The 19,883-nt window shown below is 66.5% G+C and carries 14 protein-coding genes, 1 tRNA gene and 1 pseudogene; 5 read left to right on the forward strand and 11 right to left on the reverse strand.

Going from position 1 to position 19,883, the window contains the following annotated elements; all coding sequences use genetic code 11:
* Nucleotides 1-4: 4 nt before the first annotated feature.
* From TVNIR_RS07155 to TVNIR_RS07165, 3 genes are all read right to left on the reverse strand, one after another.
* On the reverse strand, nt 5-1,327 hold the full coding sequence (locus TVNIR_RS07155; protein WP_015258325.1) for a TRZ/ATZ family hydrolase: 1,323 nt from the start codon (nt 1,325-1,327) through the stop codon (nt 5-7).
* Between the two features lie 169 nt (nt 1,328-1,496).
* Nucleotides 1,497-1,895 carry a DoxX family protein gene (locus tag TVNIR_RS07160; protein ID WP_015258326.1) on the reverse strand — a complete coding sequence of 133 codons (399 nt, stop codon included), beginning with the start codon at nt 1,893-1,895 and terminating at the stop codon, nt 1,497-1,499.
* Between the two features lie 195 nt (nt 1,896-2,090).
* Nucleotides 2,091-2,570, reverse strand: a complete 480-nt coding sequence (locus TVNIR_RS07165; RefSeq protein ID WP_015258327.1) for a YbhB/YbcL family Raf kinase inhibitor-like protein — start codon at nt 2,568-2,570, stop codon at nt 2,091-2,093.
* Nucleotides 2,571-3,085: 515 nt separating this feature from the next.
* Here TVNIR_RS07165 and TVNIR_RS07170 point away from each other — a divergent pair.
* On the forward strand, nt 3,086-3,289 hold the full coding sequence (locus TVNIR_RS07170) for a cold-shock protein (RefSeq protein ID WP_015258328.1): 204 nt from the start codon (nt 3,086-3,088) through the stop codon (nt 3,287-3,289).
* Between the two features lie 570 nt (nt 3,290-3,859).
* On the opposite strand, the gene TVNIR_RS07175 is transcribed toward TVNIR_RS07170, so the two are convergent.
* Nucleotides 3,860-3,949: transfer RNA gene (locus TVNIR_RS07175), tRNA-Ser, on the reverse strand.
* A 99-nt stretch (nt 3,950-4,048) separates the two neighbouring features.
* Entirely contained in the window at nt 4,049-4,693 is a 645-nt protein-coding gene (gene pdxH / locus TVNIR_RS07180) for a pyridoxamine 5'-phosphate oxidase (protein WP_015258329.1), read from the reverse strand.
* 100 nt (nt 4,694-4,793) lie between these two features.
* Here pdxH and TVNIR_RS07185 point away from each other — a divergent pair, with 100 nt between their 5' ends.
* Together TVNIR_RS07185 and TVNIR_RS07190 are read left to right on the forward strand one after the other, a co-directional pair.
* Nucleotides 4,794-6,362 (forward strand): glutamate synthase-related protein, encoded by a 1,569-nt coding sequence (locus TVNIR_RS07185; RefSeq protein ID WP_015258330.1) that lies wholly within the window; start codon nt 4,794-4,796, stop codon nt 6,360-6,362.
* A gap of 188 nt (nt 6,363-6,550) precedes the next feature.
* A pseudogene (locus TVNIR_RS07190) lies at nt 6,551-8,578 on the forward strand (YgiQ family radical SAM protein); the annotation flags it as partial.
* A gap of 525 nt (nt 8,579-9,103) precedes the next feature.
* Here TVNIR_RS07190 and mnmC2 read toward each other — a convergent pair.
* From mnmC2 to TVNIR_RS07210, 4 genes are all read right to left on the reverse strand, one after another.
* Nucleotides 9,104-10,930 carry a tRNA (5-methylaminomethyl-2-thiouridine)(34)-methyltransferase MnmC2 gene (gene mnmC2 / locus TVNIR_RS07195; RefSeq protein ID WP_015258332.1) on the reverse strand — a complete coding sequence of 609 codons (1,827 nt, stop codon included), beginning with the start codon at nt 10,928-10,930 and terminating at the stop codon, nt 9,104-9,106.
* A gap of 54 nt (nt 10,931-10,984) precedes the next feature.
* Complete coding sequence (locus tag TVNIR_RS07200; protein WP_015258333.1) at nt 10,985-12,505, reverse strand: peptidoglycan DD-metalloendopeptidase family protein; 1,521 nt, start codon at nt 12,503-12,505, stop codon at nt 10,985-10,987.
* A 79-nt stretch (nt 12,506-12,584) separates the two neighbouring features.
* Nucleotides 12,585-13,367 (reverse strand): ABC transporter permease, encoded by a 783-nt coding sequence (locus tag TVNIR_RS07205; RefSeq protein WP_015258334.1) that lies wholly within the window; start codon nt 13,365-13,367, stop codon nt 12,585-12,587.
* Nucleotides 13,364-14,314, reverse strand: a complete 951-nt coding sequence (locus tag TVNIR_RS07210; protein WP_015258335.1) for an ABC transporter ATP-binding protein — start codon at nt 14,312-14,314, stop codon at nt 13,364-13,366. Before TVNIR_RS07210 ends, TVNIR_RS07205 begins: the two co-directional genes overlap by 4 nt.
* Nucleotides 14,315-14,449: 135 nt before the next feature.
* On the opposite strand from TVNIR_RS07210, the gene TVNIR_RS07215 reads away from it, so the two are divergent.
* On the forward strand, nt 14,450-15,856 hold the full coding sequence (locus tag TVNIR_RS07215; RefSeq protein WP_015258336.1) for a leucyl aminopeptidase family protein: 1,407 nt from the start codon (nt 14,450-14,452) through the stop codon (nt 15,854-15,856).
* 347 nt (nt 15,857-16,203) lie between these two features.
* On the opposite strand, the gene TVNIR_RS07220 is transcribed toward TVNIR_RS07215, so the two are convergent.
* Nucleotides 16,204-17,631, reverse strand: coding sequence for a Glu/Leu/Phe/Val family dehydrogenase (locus TVNIR_RS07220; protein ID WP_058933127.1), 1,428 nt, complete (start codon nt 17,629-17,631; stop codon nt 16,204-16,206).
* 131 nt (nt 17,632-17,762) lie between these two features.
* The gene (locus TVNIR_RS07225; protein ID WP_015258338.1) at nt 17,763-18,092 is read right to left on the reverse strand and encodes a DUF4282 domain-containing protein; all 330 of its coding nucleotides are present in this window, start codon (nt 18,090-18,092) and stop codon (nt 17,763-17,765) included.
* Between the two features lie 337 nt (nt 18,093-18,429).
* Between TVNIR_RS07225 and TVNIR_RS07230 the strand changes: the two genes are divergently transcribed.
* Nucleotides 18,430-19,767: a sigma-54 interaction domain-containing protein gene (locus TVNIR_RS07230; protein ID WP_015258339.1), complete on the forward strand. Its 1,338-nt coding sequence runs from the start codon at nt 18,430-18,432 to the stop codon at nt 19,765-19,767.
* Nucleotides 19,768-19,883: the final 116 nt, after the last annotated feature.

The following is a 19,883-nucleotide window of genomic DNA, read 5'->3' on the forward strand; positions in this document are numbered from 1 at the left end:
TTGATCAGTGTGCGGCCTGCATGCGTTCCTGCCAGACCCGGGTCATCGCGCCCAGTTCGTCCAGGTCCAGCGTGCGCAGTTCGCGGCCCCGCAGCAGCGGCTGGCCGGCGACGAACACGTCGGTGACGGCCTCGCGGGTGGCAGCATAGACGATCTGCGCATGGGGGTCGTGGGCCGGCTGGAACTCGAGCCCACCGAGATTGATCGCGATCAGGTCCGCGAGCTTGCCCGGTTCCAGCGACCCGATCTGTGCCTCCAGGCCCAGCGCGCGGGCGCCGTTCAGCGTCGCCATCTCGAGCGCCTGGCTGGCGGAAACTGCGGTCGCATCACCCGAAACCCCCTTGGCCAGCAGCGCTGCAGTGCGCATCTCGCCCAGCATGTCGAGGTCGTTGTTCGAGGCGACGCCATCGGTGCCCAGCGCGACGTTGATGCCGTCGCCCAGCAGCCGCGCCACCGGGCAGAACCCGGAGGCCAGCTTGAGATTGGATTCGGGGCAGTGCACGACGGATGTGAACGATTCGGGGAGACGTTCGTGCTCGTGGTCGTCGATCTGGGTCATGTGCACCGCTGCCAGCGGCTGTTCCAGCAGGCCCAGCCGGGCCAGGCGCTGCAGCGGACGCTCGCCGTGCTCGGCCAGCGCGGTACTGACTTCGTGGGCCGTTTCGTGCACATGCATGTGCACCGCCACGCCGAGCGCTTCCGCCCGGGCACGAATCTTTCGCAGGCTGTCGTCGCCCACGGTGTACGGCGCATGCGGCGCGACGGTGAAGCCGATCCGCGGGTGCCCCTGCCATGCCGCTACCAGCGCCGCGCCCTTGTCGAAATACTCCCCGGGCGTGCTCGCCCAGGGTGTCGGGAAATCGATCACGGTCAGGCCCAGCGCCGCGCGGATGCCGGAGGCGTCCACCACCCGGGCGGTCTCCTCGGGGAACAGGTACATGTCGCTGAAACAGGTGGTGCCGCCCCGAATCATCTCGGCAACCGCGAGCCGGCTGCCCGCATGGACAAACTCGCCCGATAGCAGACGCGCCTCCGCCGGCCAGACGTGCTTCTCCAGCCATTCCATCAGCGGGAGATCGCCGCCCACCCCGCGCAACAGGGTCATCGCGGCGTGCGTATGCGTGTTCACGAACCCGGGCAGCAGCGCATGCGACGGGAATTCCAGGCGTTCCGCGTCCGGATGGCAGGCACTGGCCTGTGCATCGGGGAGGATTTCCACGATGCGCTCTCCGCGCACGACCACGCAGTGATCTTCCAGCACGGTGCCCCGGGGGACGACCGGGAGCACCCAGCGCGCACTCAGGATCCGTGTCTCGGCCATCGGCATTCCCCGGGTTCGTGATTCCCGGACGCCGCGTACGCCGGGAGGGCTACGCGGCGAATTCTACCCGCGAATCCCGGAAGCGTGAAACGCCGGGAGTCCGGACAGGTCAGAACGCCCGGCCCGGCAAACCGACGCCCCGCCCCAGGTTAGAAACGGGGCGAGGCTGCAAACGTCAGCGTCCGTTGATGCTGAAACGTCCCGGTCCGCTCAGCGCGATCGCGATACTCGCCAGCAGGAACATCCCCTGCAGCTCGAGCTGCCAGCCGCCGTGTGCGGTGAGCTCGAGGAGCTCGTGCGAATGCGCGAGATGGAACGCGAATGCCATCGTGATCGCGGTCAGGACCGCGCCGATCCGCGCATGCCAGCCGATGATGATCAGGATGGGTGCCAACACCTCGCCAATGAAGATCCCGTAGGCCAGTTCCGCCGGCAGGCCGGCGTTCACCACCACCATCTGTTCGATGCCGTCGATGCCATGCATCACCTTGTGGATGCCATGCAGCAGGAACAGCACGCCGAATCCGAGGCGCAGGATCAGTTTGCCGGCATCGTCGAGTATTGGGGAATTCATCAAGGGGTCTCCCTGTTGGTGTGTACTGTGAGGGCAAGCGCGGGCACAGGCGGCAAGTGTGCCGGGAAGAAGCCGTTGCCGCCAGCCGGCCGGTGGGTTGGGGCGGGCGGCCAGGCAACCCGGGTCGCCCGGAGACGAACGGAGACGTCCGCCTGCCTCTGGCCGCCAGGAGACATCGGTGCGGATCCGCGGGACTCAGCCACGGGCGTAGGTGCCCACCAGGCGGTTCATGCCGATTACCCTGGGCTCGATGAGATCAAGCAACTCCCAGAGGCTCAGGCCAGGCGGAAGCTCGGCTGCGTCGTTCAGCGCCAGAACCCAGAAGTAGTAGCGATGGTTGCCGTGTCCCGGAGGCGGCATCGGGCCTCCGTAGCGCGTGTTCCCGAAATCGTTGCGGCCGGCCGTGTGTCCGCGTGTGCCCTCCGCAAGCCCGGCCGCGGAGCCGGGGATGTTGTACAGCACCCAGTGCGCGAAGCCATAGGTTCCGCCGGGTGCCACCAGAGGGGCGTCGGGATCGTGGCAGATGACCGCAAGGGCGCGGGTACCATCGGGCACGCGCGTCCAGGACAGCTCCGGGGAGAGGTCTTCACCTTCACCGGTATGGCGTGCCGGGATCGCCCCGCCATCGTGGAACGCGGAACTGGCGAGCTGCATGTCGGACAACGCAAAACCCATTCGTGCCTCCTGGATCGTTGGATAATGTTCCTGAGTCTAGCCAATCGGTGTGGGATTGCCGCGTGGGCGGTGGCGCCGGCAATTCGAAGCGGGCGCGGTCGGTTGCCCACCAGCCGACCGCGCCGCACTCCGCGTCGACCCGTGGGTTCGAATCGGGCGTTGTTCAGTACGCGCAGCAGACGCCATGAGGGCCCCTTCCGGATTCTCTGGAAAGGCTGATGATCGGGATTGCGTGCAACCGGCCAAGGTGATGGTCGCAGGAATACTGCGAATTCACCCCGATCGGCAGAAAAAGCTAACGGTTGAGGCCAAATACGGTCGATAATGTCCCCAGGCCGCTGTAACAGTCACTGCATCTCACGAGCTCCATGCTCGGGCGTGCACGTGCTGATTCGTTCTTCCAGTTCATTTCAGGGCCTGCAGAGTTGGGGCGAAACCTCTTGTCTAGCTTGTAGGCTTCTGTTTCTACTCGAAATTCACTCAAAGCACCATCGAATACAGCAGAGATCATAGACATGGCAACAGGTACAGTTAAGTGGTTCAGTGACGAAAAAGGCTTTGGCTTCATTACGCCTTCCGATGGCTCCAAGGATGTCTTCGTGCATCACAGCGCCATCCAGGGCAGCGGCTTCAAGTCGCTCGCCGAAGGTCAGAGCGTGACGTTCGACATCGAAAATGGTCCTAAGGGGCCCAGTGCGACCAACGTCAAGCCCGAGTAAGGCCCGAGTCTCAGGCGGCGATCGCCCGGGATGTAGAGTCCCGCCCCGTGCGGGACTCTCTGTTTTGCAGGGAGCCGGCTGGCAGTCTGCCGCCGGTCCCAGTGCAAGCGCAGGAGAATGAATCGTGAGCAAGGGAATGGACCAGAAGCGGGATGGTGGTCTGGTGCCGGTAGTCGAACCCCTCCAGCCGTTTGTCGCTGGGGAACCCATTTTCTGATCAAGCTGCGCCTTAACCATCCGCCGTCTCTCATCCCGTGCCCATCGGCTGGATGAGACCTTTCTGGCCGAGCACCTGAAGGATGCGCGCAGCTACCGGCGGATCGCCGGGTACTTCACCAGCTCCCTGTTCGAGATCGCCCACGAGTGGCTGGAGACCGCGACAGTGCTGGCGGAGAGGGTGGGATGGATTCGCGGCGTTGCCGCTCACCCCTTCGGGGCGTCGGCGGTGCCGACGTCCTGCCCCGCCGCTGCGCGTCGGGGCAGTCGAACCCGCGTGTTGATGTACCGTGGGTTCGAATCGGGAAGTGTCCTGCGTAGGGGGAAGACCCCCGCAAGGGGCAAGCGATAAACTGGCGGAGAGGGTGGGATTCGAACCCACGGTACGCTCGCGCGTACAACGGTTTTCGAGACCGCCCCGTTCGACCACTCCGGCACCTCTCCATGGGTCGATATCGCCGCTGCGCGTTCATCGCGCCACGACAGGAGGCGGATGATAGCAGAAGCGCCGCGCCCAAGGTACACGAGTGCGCGTGACCGGTTTCAGGGCATCAACCGGGTGATCGTCCAGCCGTCGGAGGTGCGGATGTACTGGAAGCGGTCGTGGAGGCGGTTTTCGCGGCCCTGCCAGAACTCGAACAGGTCGGGTTTCAGGCGGTAGCCGATCCAGCTGGGGGGGCGGGGCACGTCGCCGCTCGGGTGGTTCGTGTGGACTTCGGCCAACCGGCGTTCGAGCTCCTCGCGGCTGTCGATCGGCTGGCTCTGGTGGGACGTGGCCGCGGCGTAGCGGCTACCCTCCGGACGGCTGGCGAAGTACTCCTCGGCGAACTCCGTTGGCAGCGTTGCGACCCGCCCGTCCACGCGCACCTGGCGTTCGAGTTCCGGCCAGAAGAACAGCACCGAGGCGCGCGGGTTGGCGGCAAGCTGCCGGCCCTTCAGACTGCGGGAATCGGTGTACCAGCTGAGTCCGTCTTCGTCGAGATGTTTCAGCAGCACCGCGCGGACCGAAGGCTGGCCGTCCGCTCCGGCGGTGGCGAGGACCATCGCGGTGGGGTCTGGATGGTCGACGCCCTGCGCATCGGCGATCCAGGCCGCGAGTTGTGCGACCGGGTCGGCCGCGAGGTCGTGGCGGTCGAGCGTGCCCTTGCGGTAATCGCGTCGGGTGTCGCGGTGATCGGTCCGGGCCATTGGCTGAATCTCCTGAGTTTGCGCTGATCGGAAGTTTATTCCACTTTTGGTGGTCGCAGGACGGATACTGGGAAATCCAATCGACAGGCGAGGAGGCATCATGGCAAAGCCGATCGTGGCGGCAAACCAACCCAAAGCGGTCCATCTGGAACAGGGCAGGGAGTATTACTTCTGCCGCTGCGGGCGTTCGCGGGAACAGCCGTTTTGCGACGGCTCGCACGACGGCACCGGGATCGAACCGCTGGCTTTCAAGGCGCGCGAAGACGGCGAAGCCTGGTTGTGTCAGTGCAAGCAGTCGAAGGATTTTCCGTACTGCGATGGTAGCCACGGGCAGGTGCCGGACGGCGCGGTTGGGCAGGTTTTCGAGCCCGAATCCGCCGCGGTCGACGAGGACGGGGACGCAAGGGCAGCCTCTGAGCCGCAGAACACCGAGACCGAGCCCCACCTGGAATTCGTCCATGCGCTGGCGCGCGGCGGACTGGGCGAGGTCGGGCGGTTCGGTCCTACCGTGGCGATGGGTGTGCCCCGGGCCCGGCTACCGTCGTGGGACGACATCCAGATTCTGACCGCGCAGCTTGCGCACCGTCCGTTGGCCGACAATACGCCGGTGGATACGGGGCTGGTGATTGGACCGGAGGCGCGGCGGCCGTTGCGCCTGGAAATGCCGTTGCTGGTGACGGACATGAGTTTCGGTTCGCTGTCGCGCGAGGCGAAGGTGGCGCTGGCTCGGGGTGCGGAGCGTGCCGGGACCGGCATCTGTTCCGGAGAAGGAGGGATGTTGCCGGAGGAACAGGCGGAGAACTCGCGGTACCTGTTCGAATTGGGTCCGGCGCGCTTCGGTTACCACGACGGGATCCTGGACAAGGTGCAGGCGTTCCATTTCAAGGGCGGGCAGGCGGCGAAGACCGGGGTGGGCGGAGTCCTGCCGGGGGCCAAGGTTTCCGATGAGATCGCGAAGGTCCGGGGGATCGAACCGGGCAGAGACGCAGTCTCGCCGCCGGCGATTCCGGACCTGGAGACGCCGGAGGCATTCCGCCGCTTTGCGGGCGAGGTGCGCGAGCGTACCGGCGGGATCCCGGTCGGGTTCAAGCTTTCCGCGAACCATATCGAACAGGATCTCGGCTTTGCGCTGGAGGCCGGCGCGGATTACGTGATCCTGGATGGTCGTGGCGGAGGCACGGGCGCTTCCCCGGCGCTGCTACGCGACCACATCAGCGTGCCGACGATTCCGGCACTCGCGCGGGCGCGGCACTACCTGGACCTGAGGGGAGTCAGCGGTAGGGTGACGCTGATCGTCACCGGCGGTCTGCGCACCCCGGCGGACTTCGTGAAGGCGCTGGCGCTGGGCGCGGACGGGATCGCACTCGGAAACAGCGCGATCCATGCGATCGGCTGTGTGGGAGCGCGTATCTGCCATACCAACCGCTGTCCAAGCGGCGTGGCGACGCACGACCCGGACCTGCGGCGGCGGCTTGATCCTGGGCAGGGAGCCGAGCGCCTGGAGCGGTTTCTGACCGCCTCGCTGGACTTGATGACGGTGCTGGCGCGCGCGATTGGGCGGCCCCGGCTGTCCGACCTGAGCCGTGACGACTTGATCACCTTCGATCGGGATCTCGTGCAGCTCGCGAACGTGCCCTTTGCAGGCGTACACAACCGGGATCCGGATTAGGGGGCCACTTCAGCCCGCCTTGCTCCGGCGCGCCTGGCTGTGCTCCATATGGGCACTGAACTTCCCGCATAGCGCCGCGGTGGCCGCAGGCTCAACGGGACCGGGGAGCGCGGAGTGGAGATCCGCGGGGTCTTTTGAAAATACCGCGGGTCCGGCGTGTAATGGCTGAAATCTTCGAGCTTCTGTCCATGGATACTCCCAAGCCCCTGTTTTCCTATCGCAAGTACTGGGCCCAGCGTTTCGGTGTTGCGCCATTTCTGCCGATGAGCCGCGACGAGATGGATGCGCTGGGCTGGGATCGCTGCGACGTGATCCTAGTCACCGGCGATGCCTACGTGGACCACCCGAGCTTCGGGATGGCGATCATCGGGCGGCTGCTGGAGGCGCAGGGGTTTCGGGTCGGGATCATCAGCCAGCCGGACTGGCGCTCGGCCGATCCCTTCCGGACGCTGGGCCGGCCGAACCTGTTTTTTGGCATCACCGCCGGGAACATGGATTCCATGGTGAATCGTTACACGGCCGATCGGCGGATCCGCCGCAACGACGCCTACACGCCGAACGACGAGGGCGGGCGCCGTCCGGATCGCGCGGTCATCGTCTACGCGCAGCGGGTGCGCGAGGCCTGGCCCGAGGCTCCGATCGTGATCGGCGGGATCGAGGCCAGCCTGCGCCGGATCGCGCACTACGACTACTGGTCGGACAAGGTGCGCCGCTCCGTGCTGCTGGATTCACGTGCGGACCTGCTGCTGTTCGGCAACGCCGAGCGCGCGCTGGTCGAAGTCGCGCCTCGGGTCGCGGCAGGCGAACATCCCCGGGAGATCCGGGACGTGCGCGGCACCGCCTGGCTCTGCGACGGCGCACCGGCCGACTGGGTGGTGCTGGATTCCACGGAAGTCGATACCCCGGGCCCAGTGGCAGCCCACCCGGATCCCTATGCCGTGGCCCGTGCCGCAGGCTGCGCGCAGGACGTGGCCGCAGGCGCCCGGGTGGTGCAGCTCCCGCGCGAGATCCCGCGCGGGCACCCGCGGGAGCATACCGTGATCCGGCTGCCGGCCTTCGAGCAGGTGCGGTCCGACCCGGTGTTGTACGCGCATGCCTCGCGGGTGCTGCACCTGGAAACGAACCCGGGCAATGCCCGTGCGCTGGTGCAGAGGCACGGTGACAAGGATGTCTGGCTGAATCCGCCGCCGATCCCGCTGACCACATCCGAGATGGACGCGCTGTTCGATCTTCCCTACGCGCGGGCCCCGCACCCGTCCTACGGCGGCGCGCGCATACCCGCCTGGGAGATGATCCGGTTCTCGGTCAACATCATGCGCGGCTGCTTCGGCGGCTGCACCTTCTGTTCGATCACCGAGCATGAGGGCCGGATCATCCAGAGCCGATCCGAGGAATCGATCCTGCGCGAGGTCGAGGAGATCCGCGACAAGGTCGAGGGGTTTACCGGCGTGGTCTCGGACCTCGGCGGGCCGACCGCCAACATGTACCGCATGACCTGCAAGGATCCGGAAATCGAGCGCAGTTGCCGGCGCCTGTCCTGCGTATACCCGGGCATCTGCAAGAACCTGAACACGGATCACTCGGCGCTGATCGGCCTGTACCGCAAGGCGCGGGCGTTGCCGGGGGTGCGCAAGGTGCTGATCGCCTCCGGTCTGCGCTACGACCTGGCGGTCGAATCCCCCGAATACGTGCGCGAACTGGTCACGCATCATGTGGGAGGTTACCTGAAAATTGCTCCGGAACATACGGAAAACGGGCCATTATCGAAAATGATGAAGCCTGGGATCGGTACCTATGACCGGTTCAAGGCGATGTTCGATCGCTTCTCGAAGGAAGCGGGCAAGGAGCAGTATCTGATCCCGTACTTCATCGCCGCGCATCCGGGAACGACCGACGAGGACATGCTGCAACTCGCGCTATGGCTGAAGCGCAACGGTTTTCGAGCCGACCAGGTGCAGGCCTTCCTACCCGGTCCGATGGCGCTCGCCACCGCGATGTGGCACACCGGGCGCAACCCACTGCGCGGCATCCACCGCAACGGGGGCGAACGCGTGCACGCTGCGCGAGGCCTGCGGGCGCGGCGCCTGCACAAGGCGTTCCTGCGCTACCATGATCCGGAAAACTGGCCGCTATTGCGCGACGCGCTGCAGCGGATGGGGCGCGCCGACCTGATCGGCAACGGCAAGCGGCATCTGGTGCCGCGGTATCAGCCCGCGGGCACGGGGCGGAACGGGCGGACCAGCACCCGCCCGGCAGGACGCATCCGCACCCAGCACACGGGGTTGAAAGCGGCCGGTCCTCCAGGCGGGCGCAGGGCACGGCGGCCAGGACCGAAGCGTCCAGGCTGAATCACACGGCTTGCCCTTTGGGTGACGGCGCGGGCCGGAAGATGGCCCAAACCGTCATTCGCCGTCCTGATTATCACGGAAGCTCCGCAAGCTGGACTGGGCCATCTTCGAAACCAGCGTCATCGCGAGGAGCGAAGCCTTTAGCCGCGAGCGCAGCGTGGCGGGACGTGGCGATCCAGAGGGCGATGGTCCCCCCCCCCGCGCCGCCTGGATTACTCGCTGCGCTCGCCCTTCGGGCCAGCCTGCGGCTGTTCAATGCGCTATGCGCATTAGTGCCGCGCTTCGCTCGCAATGACGACCGACGCGGAGAGGTATCGCACTGGCTGAGGAGGTTTCGTGATAATCAGGTTCGCCGTTGCGATATTGGATCCTGCGGTCGGGCGCCCGCGTGCACTAGCTTTGGTTCTGCGCCGACGGAGCCGCTGGCTTTTCGGCGAAGCGGTCGGGCGCGAGCAGGCGGCTCAGGAATACAGGCAAGGGTTCCGGGAGCCCACAGATCCGATCCGCGAGGAGTGCACCGCACAACGGGGCGTAGAGCAGTCCGCGCGAGCCGTAACCGACGTTGATCGCGAGGGACGGATGTCCGCCACCGGCATTCGGCAACATGCCGACTGCTGGCAGTCGGTCCGGAAACACGGCGCGGGCGCCGAACCAGGCGCCGCTAACGGGCACGCGCTCGGGGTCGGCCAGTGCGGCATCCACCCAGGCCAGTCGTGCCAGATTCTCCCGGTTGTCTTCGTCGCGCACGCCGGCGATCTCGCCCCCATGCCGGTAGGTGGCGCCGAGCCAGTGTTGCCCCTCGTCTTCCGGAAGGCAGTAGCCTTGTCCGCTGAGAGCCGACTCGCGGACGCCCGCCAGCCGCGTCGCGATACGGGTCATCTGGCCGCCGACCACGGCCGGCACGGGCTGCCCCGGGCAGCAGATGCCGCGCACCGCGCCGGTCGCGACGATCGCGGCGTCGAAGCGGCGGGTTTCGTGGCCGATACGCAGCTTCGCATCCCCTGGCGTGCATTCGACTGCGCCGACGTTCAGCGGACGCAGGTCGAGGTCAGCGGCCAGGTGACGGCACAGCAGGCCCAGATCGAGCGCGAGGCCATCGGGATAGCGCAGCACCGGTCGTTCCGGCGCATTTGACTCGATACAGTAGAGGTGACCCAGGGTCGCCGGGTCGAGCGCCACCAGTCTGCCGAGACGGCGCGCCGCGTGCCGGGTCACGCCATGGTGTTCGACGCCGCGCGCCAGGATCAGCCCGGGAACGGCGTCGCCCCCCAGGTCGTCCAGCAACGCGTGGGTGGCACGAACCCCGGCCAGCGCGATGGCATTGCGCTCCGGTTCTGCCGCGCTCAGATGGGGCGTGAGCAGCGCTGCCGGGTTGCCCGAGGCACGTCCGCCAGGCCCCATCGGGTCGAACACGGTGACTTCGATGCCGCGTTGCCGCAGGGCCCGGGCGGCGCTCAGGCCGGCGATGCCGGCGCCGACCACCGCGACGCGACGCGGTGGCGCTGCCGCCGGCACCGAGTCCCGCTGAAACGAGCCGAAACAGCGTTCCCGCTTGCCGGCGAACCCCGGGGCCTTCTGTACCGTGAAGCCCACTTCGGCGAGGTCGCGCCGCACCTGTCCGGCGGCGGTGAAGGTACCGAAGGTCGTGCCGCGGTGGGAAAGTCGCGCAATCTGCCGGAATACCGCCAGGTTCCACAGTGCCGGGTTGCGCGCAGGGGCGAATCCGTCCAGGAACCAGGCGTCGACGTGTCCCTGGATCTGAGCCAGCCAGGGGGCTGCGTCGCCCTGGAGGAGGGTGAGCACGACGCGGTCGTTCGGGAAGCGGATCCGGTAGACGCCCGACAGTGGCGGTGGATACTGCCGGGACAGCGGCTCAATGTCCGCATCGGAGATGCCCTGGGTACGCAGCGCGCGCCGGAGATCCTCGTGCCGCAGCGGGTGTGCCTCGGTGCTCAGGTAACTCAGAAATCCGTCGGCGGGCGCATGTTCACGCCAGGTCTGCAGGGTCAGGAAGAAGTTGAGACCGGTGCCGAAACCCGTTTCGCCGAGTGCAAACCGCTGGGTTCTGCGAAACCGGTTCGGCAGGTCGTTGGCTTCGATGAAGACCGTGCGGACCTCACCACACGGGTCCCGCGCGCTGAAGTAGACGTCGTCGTACGCGAGAGCGCGGGGTCGGCCCTGCTCCCAGCCGAGTCGGGCCGGGACGAGAGGATCGAGCATGGACGGCGGTGGGGACACGACGCACGTGTCGGGGACGGCCCGAAAATCCGGTGACTAAGGGCTGAGTTCGGCGAAGGGGCGCATCGCGATCTGTCGGCTGGGTGCCGCGTCACGCAGTTCGGCGATCAGCGGAGCGGCAATGCGCTGGAACCGTTCGAGTTCAGCGTCGGCCAGGGTTTCGTGGCTCGGCAGTTCGGCCCGGAGCACGTCCACCGGACGGCCGTCGACGTGCAGCTCGTAATGCAGATGCGGGCCGGTGGTGCGGCCCGAGTTACCCGAGAGCGCAATGCGTTCGCCACGCCGGACCTCGTCGCCCTTGGCCACGAGGGCGCGCTGCAGGTGCAGGTAGCGGGTGCTGTGTCCCTGGCCGTGTTCGATCTCGATGTAGCGCCCGGCATACGGGTGCTGGTCCACGCGTGTGACCATGCCGTCCGCCGGCGCGAGGATGGGCGTGCCCACCGGCATCGAGAAGTCGGTCCCGGGATGTGGCGCGATCCGTCCGGTCACCGGATGGCGGCGCCGCGGGTTGAAACCCGAACTGACCGGGTGGTTTCCGGCAAAGGGCTTGCGGTCGAACGGTGGCAGCAGGCTTTCGCCGTGGAGGGTGTAGAAGCGGCCATCGGTGTAGCGGGCGGCGCTGATGTCGACCTCCTTGCCGCGGTACTCGAACGCCAGCAGGCGGATCTCGTACGGGGTGTCGTCGCCCACGAGCGTTTCCTGCTCGAGCAGCAGTGTGAAGCGATCCCCGGTCTGGGCCTGCTTGCGCACGGGCAGGTGCCGGTCGAGCAGCACGCCCAGTGCCGCGGCGGCATCCGGAGAGAGCTCGTTGCGTGCGGACAGCGACGTCTCGATACTCCCGTTGACCTCCCCGCTGAGCACGATATGCGTGATTTCCCGAATGTTTCGGACCTCGCCCCGGGCAAAGCCGCCATCGTCGTTACGGACCCACTCATGCCCAAGGGCCTCGTCGGCCCACAGGCGCAGGTGCAGCAGCTCTCCGTCTTCGTCGATCCGCCACTCGACTTCCTGGCCTGGATGCACCAAATTCAGGATGCGGGCATTCTCGGGATCGGCGAGCATGCCGTAGAGCGTCGTGAGCCTGAGGTCCCAGCCACTTTTCCACAGCGCGCCGAGGCTCTCGCCCGCACGCAGCGTATGCCGGAACCACTGCGTGCGCGGCGGGGCAGCGGTGTCCAGGTCCAGCTCGACGGGTTCGTAGGAGGTCGCGGCACCCGGCTGCTCCACGTTCCAGGATTCGAATGCGGCGTGGTCGGACCGGTTGACCGGTTCCCAGGCATGCGGGTCTTGGAGCAGTTCGCCGATGCCGAGGCGGACTCCGGCCGCGTGCCTGAGGGCCCCGGCCAGGTCATTCGAACTGGCGTCAGCGCCGGCCTTTGCGGGCGGAGATTCGGCCGCACGCGCGGGGTCGCCCGGGCGCGCGAATCCATGGGACGCAGCACCGGGCGTTGCAGTAACGCCCAGTTGCTCTTCCGGCAAAAAGCTGGAGGCCGTGATGGCCGTGATTCCCAGCCCGCCGAAGATAATCCATGAAATGATCGCTTTGGTCGAGGGCATATGAACCTGCCGCGGTCAACGAGGCGGATTTATACCATCATTCGCCCGGGATTTAAAACGTGCCCGCGGTTGGCGGGCTTCAGGTCCGGATGCCGACCCCGCGGTTCAGGATGATCAGGGCGAACACGTAGAGCGCGACGATGAAGCCAATGATGATCGCGTAGGAGAGCGGTAGCGACAGGTCCGTCGTGCCCAGCAGGCCATAGCGGAACGCGTTCACCATGTACAGGATCGGGTTGAGCAGCGACACGTCCTGCCAGAAACCGGGCAGCAGCGAGACCGAGTAGAACACCCCGCCGAGATAGGTCAAGGGCGTCAGCACGAAGGTGGGCATGATCGAGATGTCGTCGAAGGTTCGCGCGAACACGCCGTTGATCAGGCCCGCCAGCGAGAACAGGATCGAGGTCAGCACGACGATCGAGAGCGCGACGGCAAGATTGTGCACGCTCGGCGGGCTGAAGAAGAGCGACACGGCCGTGACTCCGACACCCACCGTCAGTCCGCGCGCCACGCCGCCGCCGATGAAACCGAGGATGATCAGGCTGTTGGGCACCGGCGAGACCAGCAGTTCCTCGATGTGGCGCTGGAACTTGGAACTGAAAAACGAGGAGACGACGTTCGAATAGCTGTTCGTGATCACCGCGAGCATGATCAGGCCCGGCACGATGAAATCCATGTACCGGTAGCCGTCCATTTCCCCGATTCGAGCGCCGATCAGCCCGCCGAAGATGATGAAATAGAGCGCGGTGGTGATCATCGGGGGCAGCACCGTTTGCACCCAGATACGGCTGAAGCGCAGCACCTCCTTGATTACGATCGTGCGCAGCGCGGTCCACTGTTCGTGCAGGTGCAGCGGCCTCATGGGGCGCTCCCCTCGGCATCCTGGAGCCGGCCGTTTCCCGCCTGGGTCATGCGAATGAACAGCTCTTCCAGGCGGTTGGACTTGTTGCGCATGCTCTGTACCTGGATTCCCTCTTGATCAAGCAATTGGAACAGGTTGTTCAGGCTTTCTCCACGGTGGATGTCGGCCTCCAGCGTCAGGGCGTCGATCGCCCGCAGCGGAATCCCCGAATGTCGGGGAAGGCGGTCGGCGGGCGCCTGCAGATCCAGAATCACCGTCTCGGTGTCGAGCTGCGCCAGCAGCGCCTTCATGGTCGTGTTCTCGACGATGCATCCGTGGTCGATGATCGCGATGCTGCGACACAGACGCTCGGCTTCTTCCAGGTAATGGGTCGTCAGGATGATGCTGCGGCCGTCACGGTTCACGTCCTGCAGGAACTCCCACATCGAACGCCGCAGTTCGATGTCGACGCCTGCCGTCGGTTCGTCCAGGATCAGCAACCGGGGTTCGTGTACCAGAGCCCGCGCGATCATCAGGCGCCGTTTCATCCCGCCGGACAGGGTCCGCGCCATGTCGCGGCGCTTGTCCCAGAGGCCGAGTTCGCCCAGGTAGTGCTGCGCGCGCCGCCAGGCGTCGCGGCGTGTGATTCCGTAATATCCGGCCTGGTTCACCACGATCTCGCCGACTGGCTCGAAGGTGTTGAAATTGAACTCCTGAGGAACCACGCCGATGCTGCGCTTGATTTCCTGCAGTTCGCGGTCGAGGTCGTGACCGAATACCCGGACCGTGCCGGCCGTCTTGTTGATCAGCGAGGTGATGATGCCGATCGTCGTCGACTTGCCCGCGCCGTTCGGGCCCAGCAGCGCGAAGAAGCTCCCGGGCGCAACGGTCAGGTCGATGCCCTTCAGAGCCTCGAAGCCGTTGCGATAGGTCTTGCGCAGGCCCCGGATCTCCAGTGCTGCCGTCATCTGCGTTCGCCCTCGTCCCTCGTCGTGTGGTGGCGCCCCTGTCACTGGGCGTGACAGTATCATGACACGCGCGGTGCCGGATGCAGGGAGACGCGGCCCCGCCCAGAATCCTTCCCCAAGAGGCGAGCACAGACCGTGGAATCCATTTTCGTATCCGCCGCGACAGCCGACGACGACGCCATCCCGCTGATCCCCGTCACCCGGGACGCACTCCCGGACCTGCTCGCCCGGAATCCCGAACGCTGGCGCAACTGGGTGGAGCAGAGCGATTTCAAGGCCGAGTCCGGCAGCCTGCTGCACGTCCCCGCCGACGACGGGCGGACCGCGGCGGTGCTGCTGGGACACGAACCCGAGCGGTCCCACTGGATGCTCGCACAGGCACTGAAACGCCTTTGGCCGGGGCTGTACCGGCTGGAATCGGCGGGAATCAAAGCGGACGTGCTGATTACGTTGCTGGTGGGCTGGGGCCTGGCCGGGTATCGCTTCGAACGGTACCGGAAGGCAGAGAAACCGCTTCCCCGGCTGGTCTGGCCGGAAGGGGTCGACCGGGCCCGGGTCGAGGCTCTGGTGGCCGCCCACCGGCTGGCGCGGGACCTGATCAACACCCCGCCGGCGGACATGATGCCAGTGCACTTGGCGCTCGCAGCCCGGGAGCTTGCCGAGGAGTTCGGGGCAGGGCTGCGCGTGATCAGTGACGACGAGGCGCTGGAGGAGGGCTTCCCCTGCATCCACACGGTGGGTGCGGCCAGCGCCTTCAGCCCGCGCGTGATCGAACTGACCTGGGGCCGGCCCGATATGCCGCACGTGGTACTGGTGGGCAAGGGTGTCTGTTTCGATTCCGGTGGCCTGAATCTGAAACCCGGCAACAGCATGCGCCTGATGAAAAAGGACATGGGCGGGGCTGCGATTGTGCTGGGACTGGCCCGGGCGATCATGGCGCTGGGGCTTCCGGTACGCATTACTGCGCTGGTCGGGGCGGTCGAGAATGCGGTGGGGTCGCGTTCGTTCCGCCCCGGAGACGTGCTGAAGGCGCGCAATGGCAAGACGATCGAGATCGACAATACCGATGCCGAGGGCCGGCTGGTGCTGGCCGATCTACTGGTGCGGGCGGGCGAATGCCATCCAGACCTGGTAATCGATTTTGCCACGCTGACCGGTGCGGCCCGGGTCGCGGTGGGTACCGAGATCGCCGCCTTTTTCAGCGACGATGAGGTCCTTGCCGCCGATCTGCAGGCCCCGGCAGGGTACTGGGACGACCCAGTCTGGCGCCTGCCTCTGCACGAACCGTATCGCCACCTGCTCGACAGCCGGGTGGCGGACCTGGTCAACAGCAGCTCCGGCGGTTATGCGGGCGCGATTACCGCCGCCTTGTTCCTGAAGGAATTCGCGCCCGAGGGCGTGCCCTGGCTGCACTTCGATGTGATGGCCTGGAACACGCGCGCCCGACCCGGACGCCCGAAAGGCGGGGAGGCGATGGGGTTGCGCGCGGTGCTCGGGCTGCTCGAGGCCCGGCACGGGCAGGGCTCGTCCGGGCCGGCGTAATCGGCAAGGATGCGGCGCCATGGGCCGTCCGTGGCACCGCGGCAGGACAGCGTGAAAGTCGCGACCATGCCCACGCACCCCGTGGGAGCGTGCCATGCACGCGAACGCGCCGCAGGCGCGCCCGGCGCTGGTGGCCACCCCAACGCCGTTTCGCGAGCGAGGCTCGCTCCCACACGGGGTAGATTCCAACGTAGCGGCCACCCCAAGCGCCTATGCGCCGACGGAAGCTCTGTGGTCGATTGCCTTTCATCATCGGGGGTGCCTCACCCCGAGGGCATGAGAGTTAGTTGGAGCCGTGAATGGCGGGTTCGGCTTGCGCGTGCCGAGCAACGGGGAACCCGATGCGTTCAGACCACGCCCAGGTCCATGCGCGCTCGCATGATCTTGCGCAGCGCGATCAGGTAGGCCGCCGTCCGGTAGTCCAGTGCCTCGGAGTTGCTTTCGATCTCGCGGGTCTCGAAGATCTCCTGAAACGCCAGGCGCATGGTGTCGTCCAGCGCGGAGCGAACGAGATCGATCTCGTTGGTGCCCCGCGTCAGGGAGTCGTGCAGCCAGTCGGGCGCGGAGCGGTTGGTCAGCATCTCGATTGCGGAGATCACATGCTGGCCGCGGATTGCGTCGTGCCTGCGTTGCAGACGCCCCAGCCGGATATGCCCGATGTTCCGGATCCACTCGAAGTACGAGACCACCACGCCGCCCGCGTTCACGAACAGGTCGGGGAGGATGGTGATGCCGCGCGCCCGCAGGATCTGGTCGGCCTCCCAGGTGCAGGGGCCGTTTGCGGCCTCGACGATGAGCCGCGCCTGAATGCGCTCGGCATTGTCCCGGTGGATCACCGCCTCGCGCGCGGCCGGAATGAGGATGTCACACTCCGCCTCGAGTATCCGCGCACCCTCGCGCTCGAACCGGGCTCCGGGAAAGCCCTCCACGCCCCCGGTGCGCTGCATGTATTCTTTCACTGCGGCGACATCCAGGCCGTTTTCGTCGAACAGGGCACCGTCGCGCTCGATGATCGCGATGATCGGGACCTTGTCCTTCTGCTGCAGCAAGAGCCCGAGGTGATAGCCGACGTTTCCCAGCCCCTGCAGGACGATGCGCTGGTCGGCCAGCTTGCCCTGCAGCCCGGCCTGGCGCACCGCGTCCGGGTTGCTGAAGAACGCCTCCAGCGCATAATGGGTGCCGCGTCCGGTCGCCTCGAGCCGGCCGGGAACGCCTCCGAGTTCCACCGGCTTGCCGGTGACACAGGCGATGTGGTTCAGATCCTCGGGGTGGAGGTCGCGGTAGGTGTCTAGGATCCAGGCCATCTCGCGCTGCGTGGTCCCCATGTCCGGCGCCGGGACATTCTCTGCGGGGCTGATGTATCCGCGCCGGATGAGTTCGCGGGCAAAGCTGCGCGTGATCTTTTCCAGGCAGGGTTCGTCGTAGTGCCTGGGATCGAGGCGCAGCCCCCCCTTCGACCCACCGAAGGGCACGTCGACGACCGCGCACTTGTAGCTCATCAGCGCCGCGAGGGCTTCGGCGTGATCCTGGTTCATGTCGGGCGAGTAGCGCAGGCCCCCCTTGACCGGCAGACGGTGGGCGGAATGCACCGCACGCCAGCCGGTGAAGACCTCGATTCGCTCGCGAAAGCGCACCGGAAAGCTGACCTGGATTACCGATGCGCACGCCTTCAGCGCGTCCCCGGTGCCTTCGGGCAGCTGCAGGCGCGACAGCGCCTGGTCGACCATGCGGGCAACGCTGGCTGCAAATCCCTCCGGAACGTGTTCTTCGGTCATCGTCGGGTCTCCATCGCTGCTGCCGGGATCCCGCTGAGCCCGGCGTGGGGGCGGTCGGGGCCTTGCGATGCCACAGTGCAGGGCTGCGGCATCGCGGATCATCGGCCGGCGCGACCATGCGGCGCCGTCCGCTACCCCCCGAGGCCGGTGATCGCGGCGTGCATCTGAAAATAGGCAAGCATGAACTCGAACATCATGCGCCAGGCCAGTTCGGCGAGCAGAAAGGCGACGACCGCATACCCGGCCGCCCATGCCACGGGGGCGCGCAGACGCCCGGGCAACACGCCTTCCGCGGTCAGTCGGGCCTGTACGCGCCTCCGAAAACGCCGCGCAAGGTCGAACACGACGACCGGAATCAGCAGGGCGCCGGTGTAATAGGCCGCGAACAGCACTCCCGGTGTCACAAGTTCCCGGAAGAACAGAAAATCCCGTACCCAGAGGACGGCAGCGGTGTCGGCCATGATGGTCCACGAACTGGATTCGGGGCAGAGGATAGCCGCCCGAGCCGGACTGCAGCCAGCCCGGGCCGAAGGTTCCACCTCCACCCGCAAGGCCCAGTCGCTCCGGTGGGGATGCCCGCGCCGAACCGGCGATCGGTATCCGCTCCAGGCTGGAGGATCGGACAGTTTGCAGTCGACGACACGATCCGTTTGCTCCGGTGGCAGCAGCGGGACCGCGGACCGGACGAAAATCCCCATATCGTGTCGGGAGAAACGGGTCCGCCCCGACCGGACCCATAGACTCGGCGGCCCCTTGTTCAGGTTTCCGACGGTTATCAACAATCGAGATCTCATCGCGATGGGCAAGACACACAAAGACGACCATGCATTGTTGCAAAGCCTGGTGGAGGCGCACCCGGAGCCCTTTGCACTGATCGACGAACATTTCACGATCGTCGCGTGCAACAAAAAGTACGCGGACGCCTACACCGACCTGACTCCCGACGATATCGTCGGAATGAAATGCCACGAGGTCTCGCACAAGAGCACCGACCGCTGTGACCTGAACGGGGAGGAGTGCCCGCTGGAGCGGGTGTTCGAATCCCGCCATCCGGTGCAGGTCGTGCACCAGCATTTCGATCGGAATCGGGCCCCGTACTACGTGAACGTGCATGGAAGCCCGATTCGGGCGCAGAGCGGGGGCGTGCGCTACTTTGGCGAGGCCATGGCTCCGATCAGCCGGGTGGACGATCTGGACTTCGACGACGAGCGGCTGATCGGCTGCTGCCCGTCGTTCGTAAACATGCTCGACAACCTGAGCCTGGTCGCGCAGACCGATCTCCCGGTGCTGATTCACGGCGAGACCGGGACCGGCAAGGAACTGGCGGCGCTGTTTCTGCATCGCAAGTCCCGGCGGGCCGACCGGGAGTTCGTGACCATCGATTGCACCACCCTGTCCGACGCGATGTTCGTCGCGGAACTGTTCGGGCACGAGGCCGGTGCGTTTACCGGTGCGGCGGCGACACGCAAGGGGCTGGTCGAGGTCGCGGACGGCGGCACGCTGTTCCTGGACGAGTTCGGCGAAATCTCCCCCGAGATCCAGACGAAGCTGCTGCGGGTACTCGACCGGGGAACCTTCCGGCGGCTGGGCAGCAACCGCGAGCGCAAGGCCAATTTCCGGCTGATCTGCGCGACCAACCGCAATCTCGCGCAGCGCGTGGAGGCCGGCGCATTCCGGGCCGACCTGTTTTACCGGGTCAACAGCATGCAGATCACGCTGCCCGCGCTGCGCCACCGGAAGGAGGACATCCCGCAGCTCGTCGATTTCTTCCTGCGCAAACTGATGCCGGCGAACCTCGCCCCGCTGATCAGCGACGCGGCGCTGGAGGCTCTGCTGCGCTACGACTTCCCGGGCAATGTCCGCGAGCTGAAGAACACCCTGGAACGTGCGGTCGTGGTCGCGCGTGGCGGCACGCTGGAGCCGCAGCATCTGCCCGCCGAGTTGCGGCACCCACAGCCTTCGGCAAAGTGCGACGACGGCGCGGACTGCGGCTACCACGATGCCTGCGCCGACGATCCGGGAATCATTCGCGCCGCCCTGGCGCGCTTCGGCGGCAACCGCCGCAAGACGGCCGCCTTTCTGAAAGTCAGCGAGCGCACGCTCTACCGGCGGCTGAAGGCTCTCGGCCTGACCTGACCCCGTTCTGCCATCCTCGGCGGTGGCAGAAACCTGGCAGAACTCTGGCAGCGATCTGGCAGAAATCTGGCAGAACCCGCGGCGTTTCCCGTGGCGGGCCCATGGTGTCGATTCCC

Source organism: Thioalkalivibrio nitratireducens DSM 14787, from assembly GCF_000321415.2.
GTDB classification, from domain to species: domain Bacteria; phylum Pseudomonadota; class Gammaproteobacteria; order Ectothiorhodospirales; family Ectothiorhodospiraceae; genus Thioalkalivibrio; species Thioalkalivibrio nitratireducens.

Coding starts and splice junctions, on each gene's coding strand:
- TVNIR_RS07155 (WP_015258325.1), bottom strand. CDS start 1,327: ATGCCGATGGCCGAGACACGGATCCTGAGTGCGCGCTGGGTGCTCCCG.
- TVNIR_RS07160 (WP_015258326.1), bottom strand. CDS start 1,895: ATGAATTCCCCAATACTCGACGATGCCGGCAAACTGATCCTGCGCCTC.
- TVNIR_RS07165 (WP_015258327.1), bottom strand. CDS start 2,570: ATGGGTTTTGCGTTGTCCGACATGCAGCTCGCCAGTTCCGCGTTCCAC.
- TVNIR_RS07170 (WP_015258328.1), top strand. CDS start 3,086: ATGGCAACAGGTACAGTTAAGTGGTTCAGTGACGAAAAAGGCTTTGGC.
- pdxH (WP_015258329.1), bottom strand. CDS start 4,693: ATGGCCCGGACCGATCACCGCGACACCCGACGCGATTACCGCAAGGGC.
- TVNIR_RS07185 (WP_015258330.1), top strand. CDS start 4,794: ATGGCAAAGCCGATCGTGGCGGCAAACCAACCCAAAGCGGTCCATCTG.
- mnmC2 (WP_015258332.1), bottom strand. CDS start 10,930: ATGCTCGATCCTCTCGTCCCGGCCCGACTCGGCTGGGAGCAGGGCCGA.
- TVNIR_RS07200 (WP_015258333.1), bottom strand. CDS start 12,505: ATGCCCTCGACCAAAGCGATCATTTCATGGATTATCTTCGGCGGGCTG.
- TVNIR_RS07205 (WP_015258334.1), bottom strand. CDS start 13,367: ATGAGGCCGCTGCACCTGCACGAACAGTGGACCGCGCTGCGCACGATC.
- TVNIR_RS07210 (WP_015258335.1), bottom strand. CDS start 14,314: ATGACGGCAGCACTGGAGATCCGGGGCCTGCGCAAGACCTATCGCAAC.
- TVNIR_RS07220 (WP_058933127.1), bottom strand. CDS start 17,631: ATGACCGAAGAACACGTTCCGGAGGGATTTGCAGCCAGCGTTGCCCGC.
- TVNIR_RS07225 (WP_015258338.1), bottom strand. CDS start 18,092: ATGGCCGACACCGCTGCCGTCCTCTGGGTACGGGATTTTCTGTTCTTC.
- TVNIR_RS07230 (WP_015258339.1), top strand. CDS start 18,430: ATGGGCAAGACACACAAAGACGACCATGCATTGTTGCAAAGCCTGGTG.